General features: G+C 50.2%; 12 protein-coding genes. 3 read left to right on the top strand and 9 right to left on the bottom strand.

The window, feature by feature from the left end; translation table 11 throughout:
• Nucleotides 1-12: 12 nt before the first annotated feature.
• The 3 genes from QZ323_RS09470 to QZ323_RS09460 are packed head-to-tail and all read right to left on the bottom strand — an operon-like array spanning nucleotide 13 to nucleotide 5,152.
• Nucleotides 13-2,085 carry an ABC transporter permease gene (locus tag QZ323_RS09470; protein ID WP_294634389.1) on the bottom strand — a complete coding sequence of 691 codons (2,073 nt, stop codon included), beginning with the start codon at nucleotides 2,083-2,085 and terminating at the stop codon, nucleotides 13-15.
• Between the two features lie 38 nt (nucleotides 2,086-2,123).
• Entirely contained in the window at nucleotides 2,124-4,433 is a 2,310-nt protein-coding gene (locus tag QZ323_RS09465; protein ID WP_294634388.1) for an ABC transporter permease, read from the bottom strand.
• A gap of 32 nt (nucleotides 4,434-4,465) precedes the next feature.
• Nucleotides 4,466-5,152 carry an ABC transporter ATP-binding protein gene (locus QZ323_RS09460; protein WP_294634387.1) on the bottom strand — a complete coding sequence of 229 codons (687 nt, stop codon included), beginning with the start codon at nucleotides 5,150-5,152 and terminating at the stop codon, nucleotides 4,466-4,468.
• 725 nt (nucleotides 5,153-5,877) lie between these two features.
• Here QZ323_RS09460 and QZ323_RS09455 point away from each other — a divergent pair.
• The gene (locus QZ323_RS09455; protein WP_294634386.1) at nucleotides 5,878-6,684 is read left to right on the top strand and encodes a metallophosphoesterase; all 807 of its coding nucleotides are present in this window, start codon (nucleotides 5,878-5,880) and stop codon (nucleotides 6,682-6,684) included.
• A 34-nt stretch (nucleotides 6,685-6,718) separates the two neighbouring features.
• The gene (locus QZ323_RS09450) at nucleotides 6,719-7,450 is read left to right on the top strand and encodes a hypothetical protein (RefSeq protein WP_294634405.1); all 732 of its coding nucleotides are present in this window, start codon (nucleotides 6,719-6,721) and stop codon (nucleotides 7,448-7,450) included.
• Nucleotides 7,451-7,657: 207 nt separating this feature from the next.
• On the opposite strand, the gene proS is transcribed toward QZ323_RS09450, so the two are convergent.
• The 6 genes from proS to QZ323_RS09420 form a co-directional block, all read right to left on the bottom strand.
• Nucleotides 7,658-9,151, bottom strand: coding sequence for a proline--tRNA ligase (gene proS, locus QZ323_RS09445; protein ID WP_294634384.1), 1,494 nt, complete (start codon nucleotides 9,149-9,151; stop codon nucleotides 7,658-7,660).
• Between the two features lie 115 nt (nucleotides 9,152-9,266).
• Entirely contained in the window at nucleotides 9,267-9,734 is a 468-nt protein-coding gene (locus tag QZ323_RS09440; RefSeq protein WP_294634383.1) for a DUF4293 domain-containing protein, read from the bottom strand.
• Between the two features lie 121 nt (nucleotides 9,735-9,855).
• Nucleotides 9,856-10,191, bottom strand: coding sequence for a DNA-directed RNA polymerase subunit omega (locus QZ323_RS09435; protein WP_294634382.1), 336 nt, complete (start codon nucleotides 10,189-10,191; stop codon nucleotides 9,856-9,858).
• Between the two features lie 22 nt (nucleotides 10,192-10,213).
• A complete protein-coding gene (gene bamD, locus QZ323_RS09430; protein ID WP_294634381.1) occupies nucleotides 10,214-11,029 on the bottom strand; it encodes an outer membrane protein assembly factor BamD in 816 nt (271 codons plus the stop codon).
• 149 nt (nucleotides 11,030-11,178) lie between these two features.
• Nucleotides 11,179-11,604, bottom strand: a complete 426-nt coding sequence (locus QZ323_RS09425; RefSeq protein ID WP_294634380.1) for an amino acid-binding protein — start codon at nucleotides 11,602-11,604, stop codon at nucleotides 11,179-11,181.
• A gap of 52 nt (nucleotides 11,605-11,656) precedes the next feature.
• Entirely contained in the window at nucleotides 11,657-12,955 is a 1,299-nt protein-coding gene (locus tag QZ323_RS09420; RefSeq protein WP_294634379.1) for a phenylacetate--CoA ligase, read from the bottom strand.
• 201 nt (nucleotides 12,956-13,156) lie between these two features.
• Between QZ323_RS09420 and uvrB the strand changes: the two genes are divergently transcribed.
• A complete protein-coding gene (uvrB, locus tag QZ323_RS09415; protein WP_294634378.1) occupies nucleotides 13,157-15,220 on the top strand; it encodes an excinuclease ABC subunit UvrB in 2,064 nt (687 codons plus the stop codon).
• Nucleotides 15,221-15,461: the final 241 nt, after the last annotated feature.

Genomic DNA, 15,461 nt, shown 5'->3' with positions numbered 1-15,461 from the left:
TACACTCTTTCCCTACACGACGCTCTTCCGATCTTTACGGATGGCAATCTCCTTGGAACGGCGCTGGGTCTCGTCGTTCACATAGCCCACAAGTCCCATCAGCACAATGAAGAAGATGCAAAGGGAGGTGATCCAAACCGTGTTGCGGAAGCGATAGACCTCACTGTAGTTCTGGCGTTGGATATCCGCATAGGTCGTAAATTCCAATGCCGCTTTCGGATACGTCTCTTTCACAAAAGCATTCAGCCGGGCAAGATTCTCGTCCAAGGGTTCTTTCAGGCGGACGTTGTAGGCAAAGTTACGGGAATCGGACAGGATGAAGGCGGTGCAGGTCTGTTCCATAAAGAACCCCATGTTGCGCACGTCCTCCACAATGCCGACCACCGTAGCTTGGCTGTCAAGCCCTATCCACTTCGGATCGATTGGCAAGCGTTGTCCCAAAGCCTTGTCGCCCCATTTCAAAGTTTCCACAACTTTCCGACCGATAAGGGCTTCGCCTACATGCTCCGGCCAGGAACCTTCTACCAGTTTCATGCCTACCACCTGCGGAAAATCTTTCGTCATATTCTGATAATGCAACGGACAAAGGAAATTTCCCTGCGGATCGACCAATGGCGTTGTGCTGTAATGGGCTATCAGCGAATTACTGTTACGTGCCACCGACTCGACATAAGGCTGACGGCGAATGGCATCTTCCACTCCCTCCGGATCGTCCATGTGATACCTCCCTACTGCCAGCCTTTCGGTTCCGAATCCTACGCTGCGTGTCATCAGGTCATGATATTGCCAAACGGTAGTAATCAGCATGCCCAGAATAAATGCCACGCCAATAAACTGCACGAACAGCAGGCCGCGTTTCCAGGAACGCTTGCTGTCCGTGTAACGGCGGAAGATCTGCGTCACGGGAATCGCGGCAAACATCCTGCCGGGCAAGACGCCTGCCACAAGGAACAGAAGCAGCACCGTCAGACCCGGTACCCACAGGTTGCCCCAGGTGAAGAGTTCCGCAAGGCGTACCTGCAACAGGTCTTCTATCCCTTCGCGGAAAAGATACATCAACAGCAGGCAGGCAACGATAGAGGCAAGCACCATCAGCCCTGTCTCCACGATGAACATTCCCAATACGTGTGTTCCGTCGGCACCGCAACATTTGTGCACGCCGACCGCCTTGGCACGCCTGCCGAATGAGGCTACTGCCGCCAGCACGTAGTTCATGATGGACACAAAGAATATGGAAAAGCCCAACACACCCAGGATGACCAGTCGGCGCACCGTGTCCGGAGTGCTGAGATAAATATCCGGCAGGGGCAACACACTGAATTCCAGGATATCCGTGCCTTCCTTCGTCTCGGTATAACGCTCTACGGCTTTCTGAATGCGGTTGTTCATGGCTTCCACATCTTCGGGAGTTTTCAGGCGATAAAAGACATTGTAAATATCCATGGAACGCCAAGTACCCCGACCAAAGAGATACTCTTCGAGAGTAGGCAGTGAAACTACAATATTATGAGGGTAAATCGTATTTCCAGGCATATCCTGATAGATGCCACGCACGGTAATGTCCATCATCTTACCCATCGAAAGCGTCTTGCCCATCGGCTCTTCATCACCGAAGAGCTCGCGTGCCTTACTCTGTGAAAGGAAAGCACACAAAGGGGTACCCAATTCCTTCGGATCACCGCGCAATACGTCAAGACCGATAGTATGGAAGAAAAGTGTATCTGCAAACATCGTCTCTACATCGTCCAGTTTCTTATCGTTGATATAAAAGTCGGGCCGATAAAAGTTGACCGAAAGGCTGGCGGATTCTATCAAGTCGGGCAATGCCTCCCAAAGGTCGGCGGCGGCAGGACGATAGGTGCTGTAGTCATACTCCTTGTCGGGAATGCCATCCCTCACCCTCCGGCAGCGCAGCTGAACGACACGTTCCGGGTCTTTATAAAAGTTCTCGCAACTCAGTTCATAGGCTATCTGCGAGAAAAGCAGGATGCCGATCAGCAAGCCCAGTGTCAAAGACATCAGCTTGATGAAGTTGCCGCCCCTCCCGCGAAGCAAGATCTGAATGGTATAGTAAATCTGTCTCATAATCTTTCCGCTATTCTTTTATTTAAGTTTCGCATATCTTATTCACTCTTGATGCTCAGCACAGGGTTCTCGTTGGCAATCCTCCAAGACTTCCAGACGACGCATGCGACGATGACAATCAGAATGGCGAGCGCTATCAGCACATACGCAATCCCGGAGAGCGGTACTTGCGCGGCAAACTGGTCCATCCACATCTCATTGACATACCACGAAGCCAACGTGCCGATAAGGACAGCCGGTGCGGCAACGTAGAATATATCCTTTGAGAGCAACTCCAAGATGCTTACAGACTCCGCTCCGTTCACCTTACGGATGGCAATCTCCTTCGAGCGGCGGCGTACCTCGTCCGTGGTGTAGCCTATCAGTCCCATCAGCATGATGAAGAACATCGTCACAGCCGCCCACACCGTGGCGTTGCTGAATACGCGCACCGGATTGTACTCTCTCAGTATCTGCTGTTCCATGCCTTCGAAGTCTATGGTCTTGTCCGGATAGGCCTCGGCAACGTCTTTGTTGAGCCGGCGCAGATTCTCGGCGAAAGGTTCCTTGAGGCGCACGTGAACCGTCCTGCCGAAATTGCGGATATGTCCGAAGATGATGACATCCTGCGGCTCGTAGAAGGAACCGATCTGGAAATCTTTCAGTACGCCTACCACTTTGAACGTCTCGCCTCCCGTATGCAACGGATGGTTCAGCGTTTCATTTCCCCAACGCATCCGTTCGGCGAAGGCTTCGTTCACGACAACTTCATCTTCGGCACGTGCGGGACGACCTTCCTTCAGGGTCATGCCCATCATCTGAAAGTAATCTTCGGGAACCCAACTGATACGGGTTGAGAAGAGCGACTGTCCGCCCTCGCCCTGAATCATCGAACCGCTATATCCCTGGACCGGACTGCTGACTGCGAAAGAGATCTCTTCGACATAGGGCAAGCTGCGGAAGAAGTGAAACGCGGATTCACTCTCCTCGCCCTTGCCGAAATAGGCGTTTGCCGTGACCACACGATGCGGGTCATATCCCATATCCTTCTCTATCACATATCGGTATTGCGCCATCACCACGTACATCAATCCGCAGATGAAGGCAACACCTGCAAACTGCACGAACAGCAACGGGCGTTTCCAGCCCTTCTTCCCCTCCGTATAGCGGCAGAACACCTGCGACACGGGGATGCGGGCAAACAAGCGGCCGGGCAACACACCGCCTACCACGAACAAGACAAGCACCACGACAAGCGGCACCCAGATGCGCTCCGGAGCAAACAGCGTATCCAGTCCAACGGCAGCGGTGTCCTCGATCGCCTCCCTGAAGTTCAGCAGTATCAACCCCATCAGTATCAGGGCAAGCACAATGATGCTCCCCGTCTCCAGCAGGAACATGGAGAAGATCGTGTTTCCGCTTGCACCGCTGCACTTATGCACACCCACCGCCTTGGCGCGATAGGCCAGCGAGGAGATGGATATCAGCACGTAGTTCATCGCCGCAATAAAGAGGATGGCAAAGGCAAGGATGCTCATGATGAAGTCCATGCGCTGCACTTGGTCTTCGCTGCGGTACACGTCGCGGATAGGTTTGACAAAGGCGGTGTAGCCGTAAGCTTTCTTGTCTTCTTCCGGACGGTACTTTTGGATAAGGGCATCGAGGCGGGCGTTCACCACGCTCTTGTTGGCTCCGGGACGGAAGCGGATGTATTCATAATAACTGTCTCCGCCACGCCAGGAATAGTTGCCCCAGCCGCGGTTCCAGCCTGTGGGCATAGAGACCACGCCTTCGGGACGCACCGTGGCGTTGTCCGGCAGGTCTGCGTAGGTGCCTTTCACGGTGAATTGCATCTCTTTGTCGTAGCTCAGCACCTTGCCGATGGGGTTTTCGTCGCCGAATATCTTCCGCGCCAGACCGGCAGACAGGAAGATGACATCCTGCTGCATCAACTCCTTTTCCGGATCCCCGCTCAGCACCTCGATACCCATCGTACGGAAGAAAAGTGAATCAGCCAGCAACGTCCGGGCATCGAAACGCACATCACCGTTATACAGAGGTGCGCCCAAGAAGTAAGCCGTGCTGGTGGCTGCCTCTACCTCCTGAGGAAAATTCTCAAGGATGGCACCTGCCACCGGACCGCAGTTCTGCTTTTGCGGTTTGAACTGCTCGCCATTGGCAGTGAAGATGGAGAAGATCTGATACAGGTTATCGTAATCCTTGTAGCACGTGTCGTAGCTCTGCTCGAAGGCTACACGGGCAAACAGCAAGATACTCATCGTCAGTCCCAATCCGAGGGAGACCACTTTGATGACGTTTGAACCGCGCCCACGCAGCAACGTTTGTATGACGTAATAGATTTGTTTCATTGCATTTTCTGTTAGTTCATTGGAGTAATCTCTCATAACATCTCATGTGCCGCAACGCTTGCCACGATACTGCCATCAAACAGATGTACGGTACGATGGGCGAAACTTGCATCGTGCTGCGAGTGTGTCACCATGATGATAGTGGTGCCTTCCCGGTTCAGTTCCGTCAGCAGGTTCATCACTTCCGCACCGTTCTTGGAGTCCAAGTTACCGGTCGGCTCGTCGGCAAGTATCAGCTTGGGACTGGTGACCACTGCGCGGGCTATGGCTACACGCTGCTGCTGACCGCCGGAAAGCTGCTGGGGAAAGTGCTTGGCGCGATGACTGATGTTCATACGCTTCAGAATGTCCTGCACCAACTGACGACGTTCGGAGGATTTGATACCGAGATAAGTCAGAGGCAGTTCAACGTTCTCATAGACATTCAGCTCGTCTATCAGGTTAAAGCTCTGGAATACGAATCCCAACTTCCCTTTACGGACGCGGGTACGTTCCTTTTCCTTCAGACCGCCCACTTCCTGCCCGAAGAGCTTATAGGAACCTTCTGTCGGATTGTCCAGCAGTCCTAAAATGTTCAATAGAGTGGACTTGCCGCAACCTGATGGTCCCATAATTGCCACAAACTCTCCCTCTTTCACCTCAAGGTTCACATGATTCAATGCTACTGTTTCCACTTCCGTAGTACGGAATACTTTGCTGATGTCATTAATTTCAATCATAATTCTATTATTATATGTTATTTAATCAAGCTACGCGAGCCCTACTTTCGCAGGGAACACGGTTCTCCCCAACCCGACGACAAACGGAACCGAATCAGGCGAGACGCTGCTTTCTTCAAGGCAAGAAGCGTGCCAAACCCAATAAGCATCTATCTATCACGTGATTATCATTTTGAAAGCATACTATCGGTTGTCTAATAATTAGACACTCGCGTCTAATTATTAGACAGCCGGCAAGAAAAAGCCGGTATAAACAGAACAGAAAAAAGGGAGATATGACAAATATTTATCGAAAAGAAAACTCTATCTTTGCCCGCAGTTTTCTAAGGGGTGAAGTTACGTTACCACAAACCTCAGTTTGGCGATCGTAGAAAAGCCCAAGGGTTACGAGTGCAAAGCCCAGGGGTTACGAGCGCAAAGCCCAGGGGTTACGAGCACAAAGCCCAGGGGTTACGAGCGCAAAGCCCAGGGGTTACGAGCGCAAAGCCCAGGGGTTACGAACGCAAAGCCCAGGGGTTACGAACGCAAAGCCCAGGGTTACGGACGTAAAGCTCAGGGTTACGGGCGTAAAGCTCAGGGTTACGGACGCAAAGTTCAGGGTTACGGGCATAAAGCTCAGGTCTTGTTTCCTTCACTCCGTCGCATTTCCTTCCGGAGGTATCAACAGTCTCAGGAAATGAAAAAGAAGAATATGGATAACGTTTAATATAAATACTCATAGCACAATGAAAAGCCCTAAACTCTTATTCATTCCGCTTTTAAGTTTATGCATGAGCGGTTGTGACATGATAGATTATCATCCTTATGACTCACGTATCAGTGGTCCGACAGACATCAACAATCATAATATCGAGAAGATAGAAGCCAACTGCAAAGACAAGACGGTCATCCGTTTCGTCACCATGGGCGATTCCCAACGGTGGTATGACGAAACCGTAGACTTTGTCAACCACCTCAACCAGCGGGACGATATCGACTTCGTCATCCACGGTGGAGACTTCAGCGACTTCGGCGTCACCAACGAATTTCTATGGCAACGCGACATCATGAACAAACTGAACGTCCCATACGTAGGCCTGATCGGCAACCACGACTGCATCGGTACAGGAGAAGATACCTTCCGTGCCGTATTCGGCGAACCGAACTTCTCCTTCATTGCCGGACGAATCAAATTCGTTTGCCTCAATACCAATGCCATCGAATACGACTACTCGCGCCCCATTCCCGACTTTGACTTCCTCGCCAGCCAACTTGAAGAGCGCCGCGACGAGTATGACCGCACCGTGGTCTCCATGCACATACGCCCCTTCTGCTTCGAATTCAACAACAATGTAGCACAGGTCTTTCAGTACACCATCAGACAGTTCCCCAACTTGATGTTCTGCACGGCAGCCCACGAACACCATGTCTTCGAAGCCAACCTCTTTGAAGATGGCGTGATGTACTACATGAGCGACTGCATGAAAAACCGTTGCTACTATATATTCACCATAACCCCCGACGGATATGAACGCGAAATTGCCTATTACTAGAACATGGATATGCCTTCTGCTTGCCTGCCCGCTCATGGGACGTGCGCAAGAAACTATGGAAACACCCATAGCCCCACAACAAGTAGCCAAAGATACCGTCATCATCATAAAGCATGACACCGTATGGCTGGAAAAAGAAAAAGTGGAAATGAAAGAGGAAGTGAAAGTGAAAATAGACAGTGCCGACGTCGACCAGCGCTTCAGCCGCTACGACCGGCGTGTGCACCGCTATCGGAAACACTGGGAAGCCCTTATCCCGACACATACGAAACTACAGTTTGCCGGCAACATGGGTCTGATCTCACTGGGTACGGGATGGGACTACGGCAAGCGCAATCAGTGGGAAACGGATCTATTCTTCGGATTCCTGCCCAAATACCAGTCCGAACGAAGCAAGATCACTATGACCCTGAAGCAGAACTACATGCCTTGGAGCGTCACCCTTGGAAAGGGAATCTCCGTAGAACCCCTTGCCTGCGGTATGTATCTGAATACCGTCTTCGGCAATGAGTTCTGGACACACGAACCCGACCGTTATCCGAAAGGATATTATGGCTTCTCCTCCAAAGTGCGTATCCACATCTTCCTCGGACAGCGGATCACGTATGACATCCCTCCACGCTGGCGTCTGGGGGCAAGGGCCGTGACTTTCTTCTATGAGATAAGCACATGCGACCTGTATGTGGTCAGTGCATTCCTCAATAAATACCTGAAACCGAAAGATTATCTCAGCCTGTCGTTCGGCTTAAAGACACAGCTGTTCTAAACTAAACTATCGCTTGTCTTTACTCCCCTTTGATGTGCAAAAAGAGACTGTGCTACCCTTGAAGAGCATCCTTAGAGTCTTTTTATCCGACTCTTTAGGATATATCCCAAGGGTAGCACAGTCTCTTTTATATCTCACTTGCCGGGCAATTGTTTCGGCACATTCACGATATGTGTATTGAAAACCTTGCCGCAGTCCAGCGTGTCATCAATAGGAACGTGCAAACAAAGCACGGCATGCCGATGGTTTACCGGTCACCATGCAAACGCCCGGTTCCTTATCGTCGTCCAAGAAGGTTTCGAAAGGAATGCAACGGATAGTGGCTTTAGTTTCTTCCTTAATCTTTTCCTCTGTCTCGACAGTACCGTCCCAGTGCGCCAGAATAAAGCCACCTTCTTCTATCTTCTGCTTGAATTCATCATAACTGTCCACCTTCGTAATATGTGAATTGCGATAGTTGAGGGCTTTCTGGTAAATGTTGTTCTGAATCTCTTCCAACAGATCCTTTACATACTCTTCGATGCCGTCGCAAGAACGGGTCTCTTTCCCCAACGTATCGCGACGCATTACCTCCATCGTATTGTTCTCCAAGTCACGGCCTCCCATCACCAGACGAACAGGCACACCCTTCAACTCATAGTCGGCAAACTTGAATCCCGGGCGCTTATTGTCTGCATTGTCATACTTCACCGAGATGCCCATTGCTTTCAGCTTCGCTACGATGCCGGCAACTTTCTCATCAATCTTCTGCAGCATTTCCGCATTCTTATAGATAGGCACAATGACCACCTGTATCGGAGCCAGATGCGGCGGCAATACCAGTCCGTTGTCATCAGAGTGTGTCATGATCAGTGCTCCCATCAGTCGGGTAGATACTCCCCATGAGGTAGCCCATACGTACTCCATCTTGTTTTCTTTGTTCACGAACTGCACATCAAATGCCTTGGCGAAGTTCTGTCCGAGGAAGTGTGACGTACCGCTTTGCAGCGCCTTTCCGTCCTGCATCATCGCCTCAATCGTGTAAGTGTCCAACGCACCGGCAAAGCGTTCGTTAGCAGACTTCACACCTTTCACCACAGGAACAGCCATGTATTTCTCTGCAAAATCGGCATACACATTCAGCATACGTACGGCTTCTTCTTCCGCCTCTTCGCGTGTGGCGTGGGCGGTATGTCCTTCCTGCCACAAGAACTCGGCGGTACGGAGGAAAAGACGGGTACGCATCTCCCAGCGCATCACGTTCGCCCACTGGTTGCACAGGATAGGCAGGTCGCGATAAGAGTTAATCCAGTTCTTATACGTATTCCAGATGATGGTTTCGGAAGTGGGACGTATAATCAGTTCCTCTTCGAGTTTTGCCTCAGGGTCTACAATCACCCCGTTTCCATTCGGGTCATTCTTCAGACGGTGATGGGTAACCACAGCACACTCTTTTGCAAAGCCTTCCACATGTTCCGCTTCGCGGCTGAGGAAAGATTTCGGAATCAGCAGAGGGAAATAAGCATTCACATGTCCCGTCTCCTTGAACATATCGTCAAGCTGACGTTGCATTTTCTCCCAGATAGCGTATCCGTAAGGTTTGATCACCATACAGCCACGCACAGCCGACTGTTCTGCCAAGTCAGCCTTCACCACCAATTCATTGTACCACTGCGAATAATTCTCGCTGCGTTTGGTCAGGTTCTTTAGTTCTACTGCCATTTTATTTCGTTTTTAAAATTTTTCGGATATATCTATTAAACAGTCGGCAAAAATACAAAATTTTACGTGAAAAGCATGCCTATAAGCAGACTATTTAAAAAAGAGATGTTCCGTCTTATTTCCGCAGTCTGAAACTATCGGCAGCCTTCACCATCAATTCGTCACGGTAGATGGCACGGAAAGCAAGGTAATTCAATATGATAGAGACCGCAGGCAGGCAGAGGCTCCAATTCAACTGGAAAGACATGGTGTCCATATCACTCTTCAGCATATACATAAAGACAAAAAACGCAACATAGTATCCGATCAGAAGAATACTGTTGAACACCGTCATACGTACCTGCAACATCCGGTTGCGGAACAGGAAAATAGTGCAGAAAGCTACCACCGCACTTAAAAACAAGATTCCGAACAATCCCCAGGTAGACTGGAACGCATTGTCCGCCAATGCTACTCCCAATGGCTTGAAAGCATATTCGGTTACTCCGTCCATAGCGACAAAACGTCCCATAGGCAAACACATTGCTGCTACCAGCAGCCCTGTCACAATCAATAGATAAACAGATTGAATTCGTTGTATCATACTTCTTCTTTTTGACTAAAACAATAAAGAGAATGTGTCATCCTCCCTTATGGCACACAGATAACGCTGTTACCTGTGTGCTATCCGGTAGGTGGACACACCCTCTTTATGGCAATTTCATTTACTGTAATTTTTCTTTCTCCTTTGCCGGGTTACGATAATAGATCTTTTCTTCCTTGTACTCCTGCGTTGCGATCAACGTCGGTTTCGGCAATTTCTCATAATAACGTGAGATTTCAATTTGTTCCCGGTTCTCGAATACTTCTTCCAAGTTGTCATTGTAAGAAGCAAACTCTGCCAGTTTCTTGGAAAGGTCGTTCTTGATTTCCACACTGATCTGGTTGGCACGCTTACCTATAATAGATACGGTTTCATACACATTACCGGTATCTGCACACAACTCCATCATGTCACGCGTAACCGTGGTGCTGGGAGCATTTGTTTTCTTATAATCCATAAATATCTAAGTTAATATTATCCTAAATCTGTTCGTCACCGTTCAATACCTTCTCCGAATCTTTGAATATCTTATCGGCTTCCTTCATGTACTTGCTTTCAGGGAACTCATTCTTGAAGGCATAATACTCGTCTACCGTCTCGCGATAACGCTCTGCCCGTTTGTCTTCCACACTATAAATGGCCATTTCATACTTGGCACGCAGTATCAGGATAGACAGATCCTCGCGAAGATTCGTATAAGGGTAGTCTTTCAAAGCGTTCTGTGCCGTAATCACACAAGACTGATAGTTGTTGCCCATATAGTTGCCCAAGTTGTAATACAGCTTTGCCGAAAGATATTCTTTCATCACCAGCTTGTCCTGCAACTTGAATATCATGTCCTGAGCCTCTTCTTTCTTCAGGCTCTGAGGAAAGTACTCCATGAACAACTGCAATTGCTGAATGGCACTATACGTCCCGGACTGGTCGAGACGGGGTTCCGGAGTGTCCAGGAACAGGGCTTTTCCGGCATGGAAACGCGCCAGTTCGGTGAATGTTCCCCGGGGATATACATTATAATATTGAATGAAAGTCTGGGCAGCCGTCTGATAATCTTTCTGATTATAATAGCTCATGCCCAGCATGTAGAGGGATTCCTCCGCCTTGTCCGTGCCTTTGAGGATAGCAATCAGCTCATTAAGCAACGTTGCCGCACGATTGTACTGCCCTTTTGCGAAGTAATTCTTTGCTGCCTCATACTTATACTCGTAGTCGGTGCTTTTCAGCAGTTTATTGTACTCTCCACACGAGGAGAACGATGCCGCTGCAAGCAAAGTTATTAAGATTTTCTTCTTCATTCTTAGCTTTTCAAATAATGCGCAAAGATAAAGGTTCGTATCGAATAAAGCAACGATACGAACCTTAATTTTTCAAAAACCAGAAAATGAACAACAAAGCTCCCGTTACTCACGCTGAATCGGAATGGCTGGTAACCGGAGAGGCGTCATTATAATTTATACAGCTCGCTTGCCGCAAGCAGGTCTACCTTTTTCTCTGTCAGCACACGGATACAGTTTTCCATGTCGTTGGGGCGGATGATGACATTTGCCGAGTTGCCGTTGGCAAACGAATACATGTATTCGATGAAAACGCCTTCATCGGACAAGAAACGCAGCACTTTGGAAAGCGAGCCCGGAATGTTGGGGCAGCTGATGCCTACCACGTCGGTTACGTTTACGGCAAAATGGTTCTCCTTTAAAGCCTTATATGCCTTATCCGGTTCGGACACAATGCCTCGAAGAATACCGAAGTCGGCATTCTCGGCTATACAGAGAGCAGAAAGATTGACACCTTCCTTTGCAAGCACTTCGGTCACTTCGGTCAGACGGCCGGACTTATTCTCCAGGAAAATAGAAAGTTGTTTTGCTACCATACGTATAAGTTTAAAGTGTAAAATATAAGGTGAGGGATTTCACTCTCTCTCGTTAGAGTTTGCGATTGTCTATCACGCGTTTTGCCTTGCCCACGCTGCGTTCGATGCTGCGCGGTTCGACCAACCGGACATCCACTCCCAGTCCAAGCACGCTTTGCAGACGCCCCATGAGCTTCTTCTTCAGAGCAAGCATCCGGTTGATTTCGTCCGAGTAGTATTCCGGGCGCACTTCCACTTGCAGTTCCATGGTGTCGGTGTTGTTCTTGCGGTCGACCAGCAGGAGATAATGCGGCTCAAATTCAGGCAACTCCAAAATGACGGACTCTATCTGGGTGGGGAACACGTTGACACCGCGGATGATGAGCATGTCATCGCTGCGTCCGAGGATTCGGTCCATGCGCACCAGCGTACGGCCGCACGGGCATTTGTCGTAGTGCAGTGCGGTAAGGTCTTTCGTACGGTAGCGCAAGAGCGGCATTCCCTCCTTGGTCAGATGGGTGAAGACAAGTTCGCCCGTCTCGCCCAGAGCCACAGGTTCCAGTGTATGCGGGTTGATGATTTCGGGGAAGAAATGATCTTCGTTGAGATGGGTGCCCTTCTGGCATTCGCACTCGTAGCCGACGCCGGGACCGGCAATCTCGCTCAGACCGTAGATATCGTATGCCTTGATGCCCAGTTTTTCTTCTATCTCATGGCGCATGTTTTCCGTCCAGGGTTCTGCTCCGAAAGCACCTATCTTCAGTTTAAATTCGTCGCGGGGCAGGCCGGAATCCTTGATGGCATCTGCCAGATAGAGCGCGTAGGAAGGCGTACAGCAGAGCACCGTGGAACCGAAATCATGCATCAGGGTGATTTGCTTCTCCGTGTTGCCGCTTGACATCGGGATGACGGAAGCACCGATATTCTCAGCTCCGGCATGCGCACCCAATCCGCCGGTGAACAGGCCGTACCCGTAGGAGATGTGGAAGAAGTCGGAACTGCCTGCTCCGTATGCCGTGAAGGCACGCGACAGGCATTCGGTCCATGCAGAGAGGTCCTTGCGCGTATATCCCACGACCGTAGGCTTGCCGGTCGTGCCCGATGAAGCATGGATGCGCACAATCTGACTCATGGGGACGGCACAAAGCCCGAAGGGATAGTTGTCTCGCAGGTCGTACTTAGTCGTGAAAGGCAGCTTCACGATGTCGTCTATGCTGTTGATGTCGTCCGGAGTGACACCCATTTCTTGCATCTTTTTGCGGTAGAAGGGAGTGTTGTGATAAACGTGCTCCACTATTTTCTTCAGGCGGATACTTTGGATCTTGCGAAGGCTTTCGCGATCCATACATTCGATACTTTCGTTCCAGATCATGCTTTCGTTGTATTACATTAATGGTTGTTATTTCTATATATTCCATGCAAAGGTAGTGCCAACCGGAAGCAGAATTAAATGAACTCGTTCATTTTTTATGCCGAGGTGCAGCCTATCTTCGCTTTTAAGTGGCAAAGAAATAAAAAAATTTTGTTTATCTCAAGTATTTTCCCGAATATTGCCGTCCTTTAAGGAAAGAAAATGAATAGATTTGAATTAACATCCGCCTATCAGCCGACCGGCGACCAGCCGGAAGCTATCGCCCAACTCACGGAAGGAGTGCAGCAGGGTGTCCATGCGCAGACCCTGCTTGGGGTCACCGGCTCGGGGAAAACGTTCACCATAGCCAACGTCATAGCCAACATCAACAAGCCCACTTTAGTATTGAGCCATAACAAGACACTCGCCGCCCAGCTCTACAGCGAGTTCAAAAGCTTCTTTCCCAACAATGCCGTAGAGTATTATGTCTCCTACTACGACTACTATCAGCCGGAAGCCTATCTTCCCGCTTCCGACACATACATAGAGAAAGACCTTGCCATCAACGACGAGATAGACAAGCTGCGTCTGGCAGCTACCTCTTCGCTGCTTTCGGGTCGGAAGGATGTGGTGGTCGTTTCTTCCGTGTCGTGCATATATGGTATGGGAAACCCGTCGGACTTCTACGACAACGTGATCGAAGTGCAGCAGGGCAAGGCATTCAGCCGTAACGTCTTCCTGCGCCGCCTGGTGGACAGTCTATACGTGCGCAATGACCTCGATTTGAACCGCGGCAACTTCCGCGTAAAGGGAGATACGGTAGACATTTACCTTGCCTATGCGGACAACCTGCTGCGCATCATCTTCTGGGGAGACGAGGTGGACAGCATCGAGGAAGTGGATCCGGTCAGCGGAGTAAGCATAGCCCGCTTCGATGCTTACAAAATCTATCCCGCCAACCTCTTCATGACCACCAAGGAGGCGACGCTACGTGCCATCCACGAGATAGAAGACGACTTGCACAAGCAGGTGCAATGGTTCGAGGAGCAGGGCAGAATGTTTGAGGCGAAGCGCCTGCAAGAACGGGTGACGTATGATATGGAGATGATACGCGAATTGGGGCACTGCTCCGGCATAGAAAACTATTCGCGCTACTTTGACGGGCGTGCCGCTGGCACTCGCCCCTACTGCCTGCTGGACTTCTTTCCGGAGGATTTCCTTATTATTATAGATGAAAGCCACGTGAGCGTGCCGCAGTTGCGGGCGATGTACGGCGGCGACCGTGCCCGTAAAGTCAACCTCGTGGAGTACGGCTTCCGTCTTCCGGCGGCGATGGACAATCGTCCGCTGAAGTTCGACGAATTTGAGGAGATGGCGAGACAGGTGATCTACGTCAGCGCAACGCCCGCGGACTACGAGCTGATTCAGTCGGAAGGCATTATTGTGGAGCAGGTGATCCGTCCCACCGGACTGCTGGACCCGATCATAGAGGTGCGCCCCAGCGAGAACCAGATAGACGACCTGATGGAGGAGATACAGGTCCGCATCGAACGCCAGGAGCGCACGCTCGTCACCACCCTGACCAAACGGATGGCCGAAGAGCTGACGGAATATCTGCTGAACAACAACGTGAGATGCAACTACATCCACAGCGACGTAGATACGTTGGAGCGCGTGAAGATCATGGGCGATTTGCGGGAGGGCATATACGATGTCTTGATCGGTGTCAACCTGTTGCGCGAAGGTCTGGACCTGCCCGAAGTGTCGCTCGTGGCCATTCTGGATGCGGACAAGGAGGGTTTCTTGCGTTCCCATCGCTCGCTGACGCAGACCGCCGGACGTGCGGCTCGAAACGTGCACGGCACAGTTATCATGTATGCCGACCGCATCACCGAGAGCATGCAGCTGACCATCGACGAAACCAACCGTCGCCGCGAGAAACAACTGAAATACAACGAAGAACACGGCATCACGCCGCAGCAAATACAGAAAGCAAAGAGTGCCAATGTGTTCGCCGCCAATGCCGCACCGGAGTCTGCCCCTGCCGGCAAAGAATCAGTCACCGCTCCCCGCCCCTACATCGAACAGGAGAAGAGTACCCACGTTGCCGCCGATCCTATCGTGCAGTACATGTCGCGTCCGCAACTGGAGAAGAGTATTGAGCGTACACGGAAGCTGATGCAGGAGGCTGCCAAGAAACTCGATTTCATCGAGGCAGCGCAGTATCGCGACGAATTGCTGAAGCTGGAAGACCAGTTGAAGGAGAAACAACCGGAAGGCAATTGACTTGTGGCAATTGATAATTGACCATTGATAATTGACCATTGGGAGAACAGAAAAGGGCATGAAAGAAAAGTAATTCTGCGGGGAGGTTTTCTCATATCTATGGGAGTAAAATTCTTAAAATAGGTAGAAAATAGGGAGATTTTACTAATAGATGTTATAAAATATGCCTTTTTCTTTGGATAATTTGCAGGTTTACCAAAAATGCGTACCTTTGCAATGTGTTTTTCATAGTATTAGATTT

Source organism: uncultured Bacteroides sp., from assembly GCF_910585845.1.
In the GTDB taxonomy this organism is placed as follows: Bacteria; Bacteroidota; Bacteroidia; order Bacteroidales; family Bacteroidaceae; genus Bacteroides.
The sequence above is the reverse complement of the archived record's forward strand: the minus strand, read 5'-3'. Positions and strand labels throughout refer to the sequence as shown.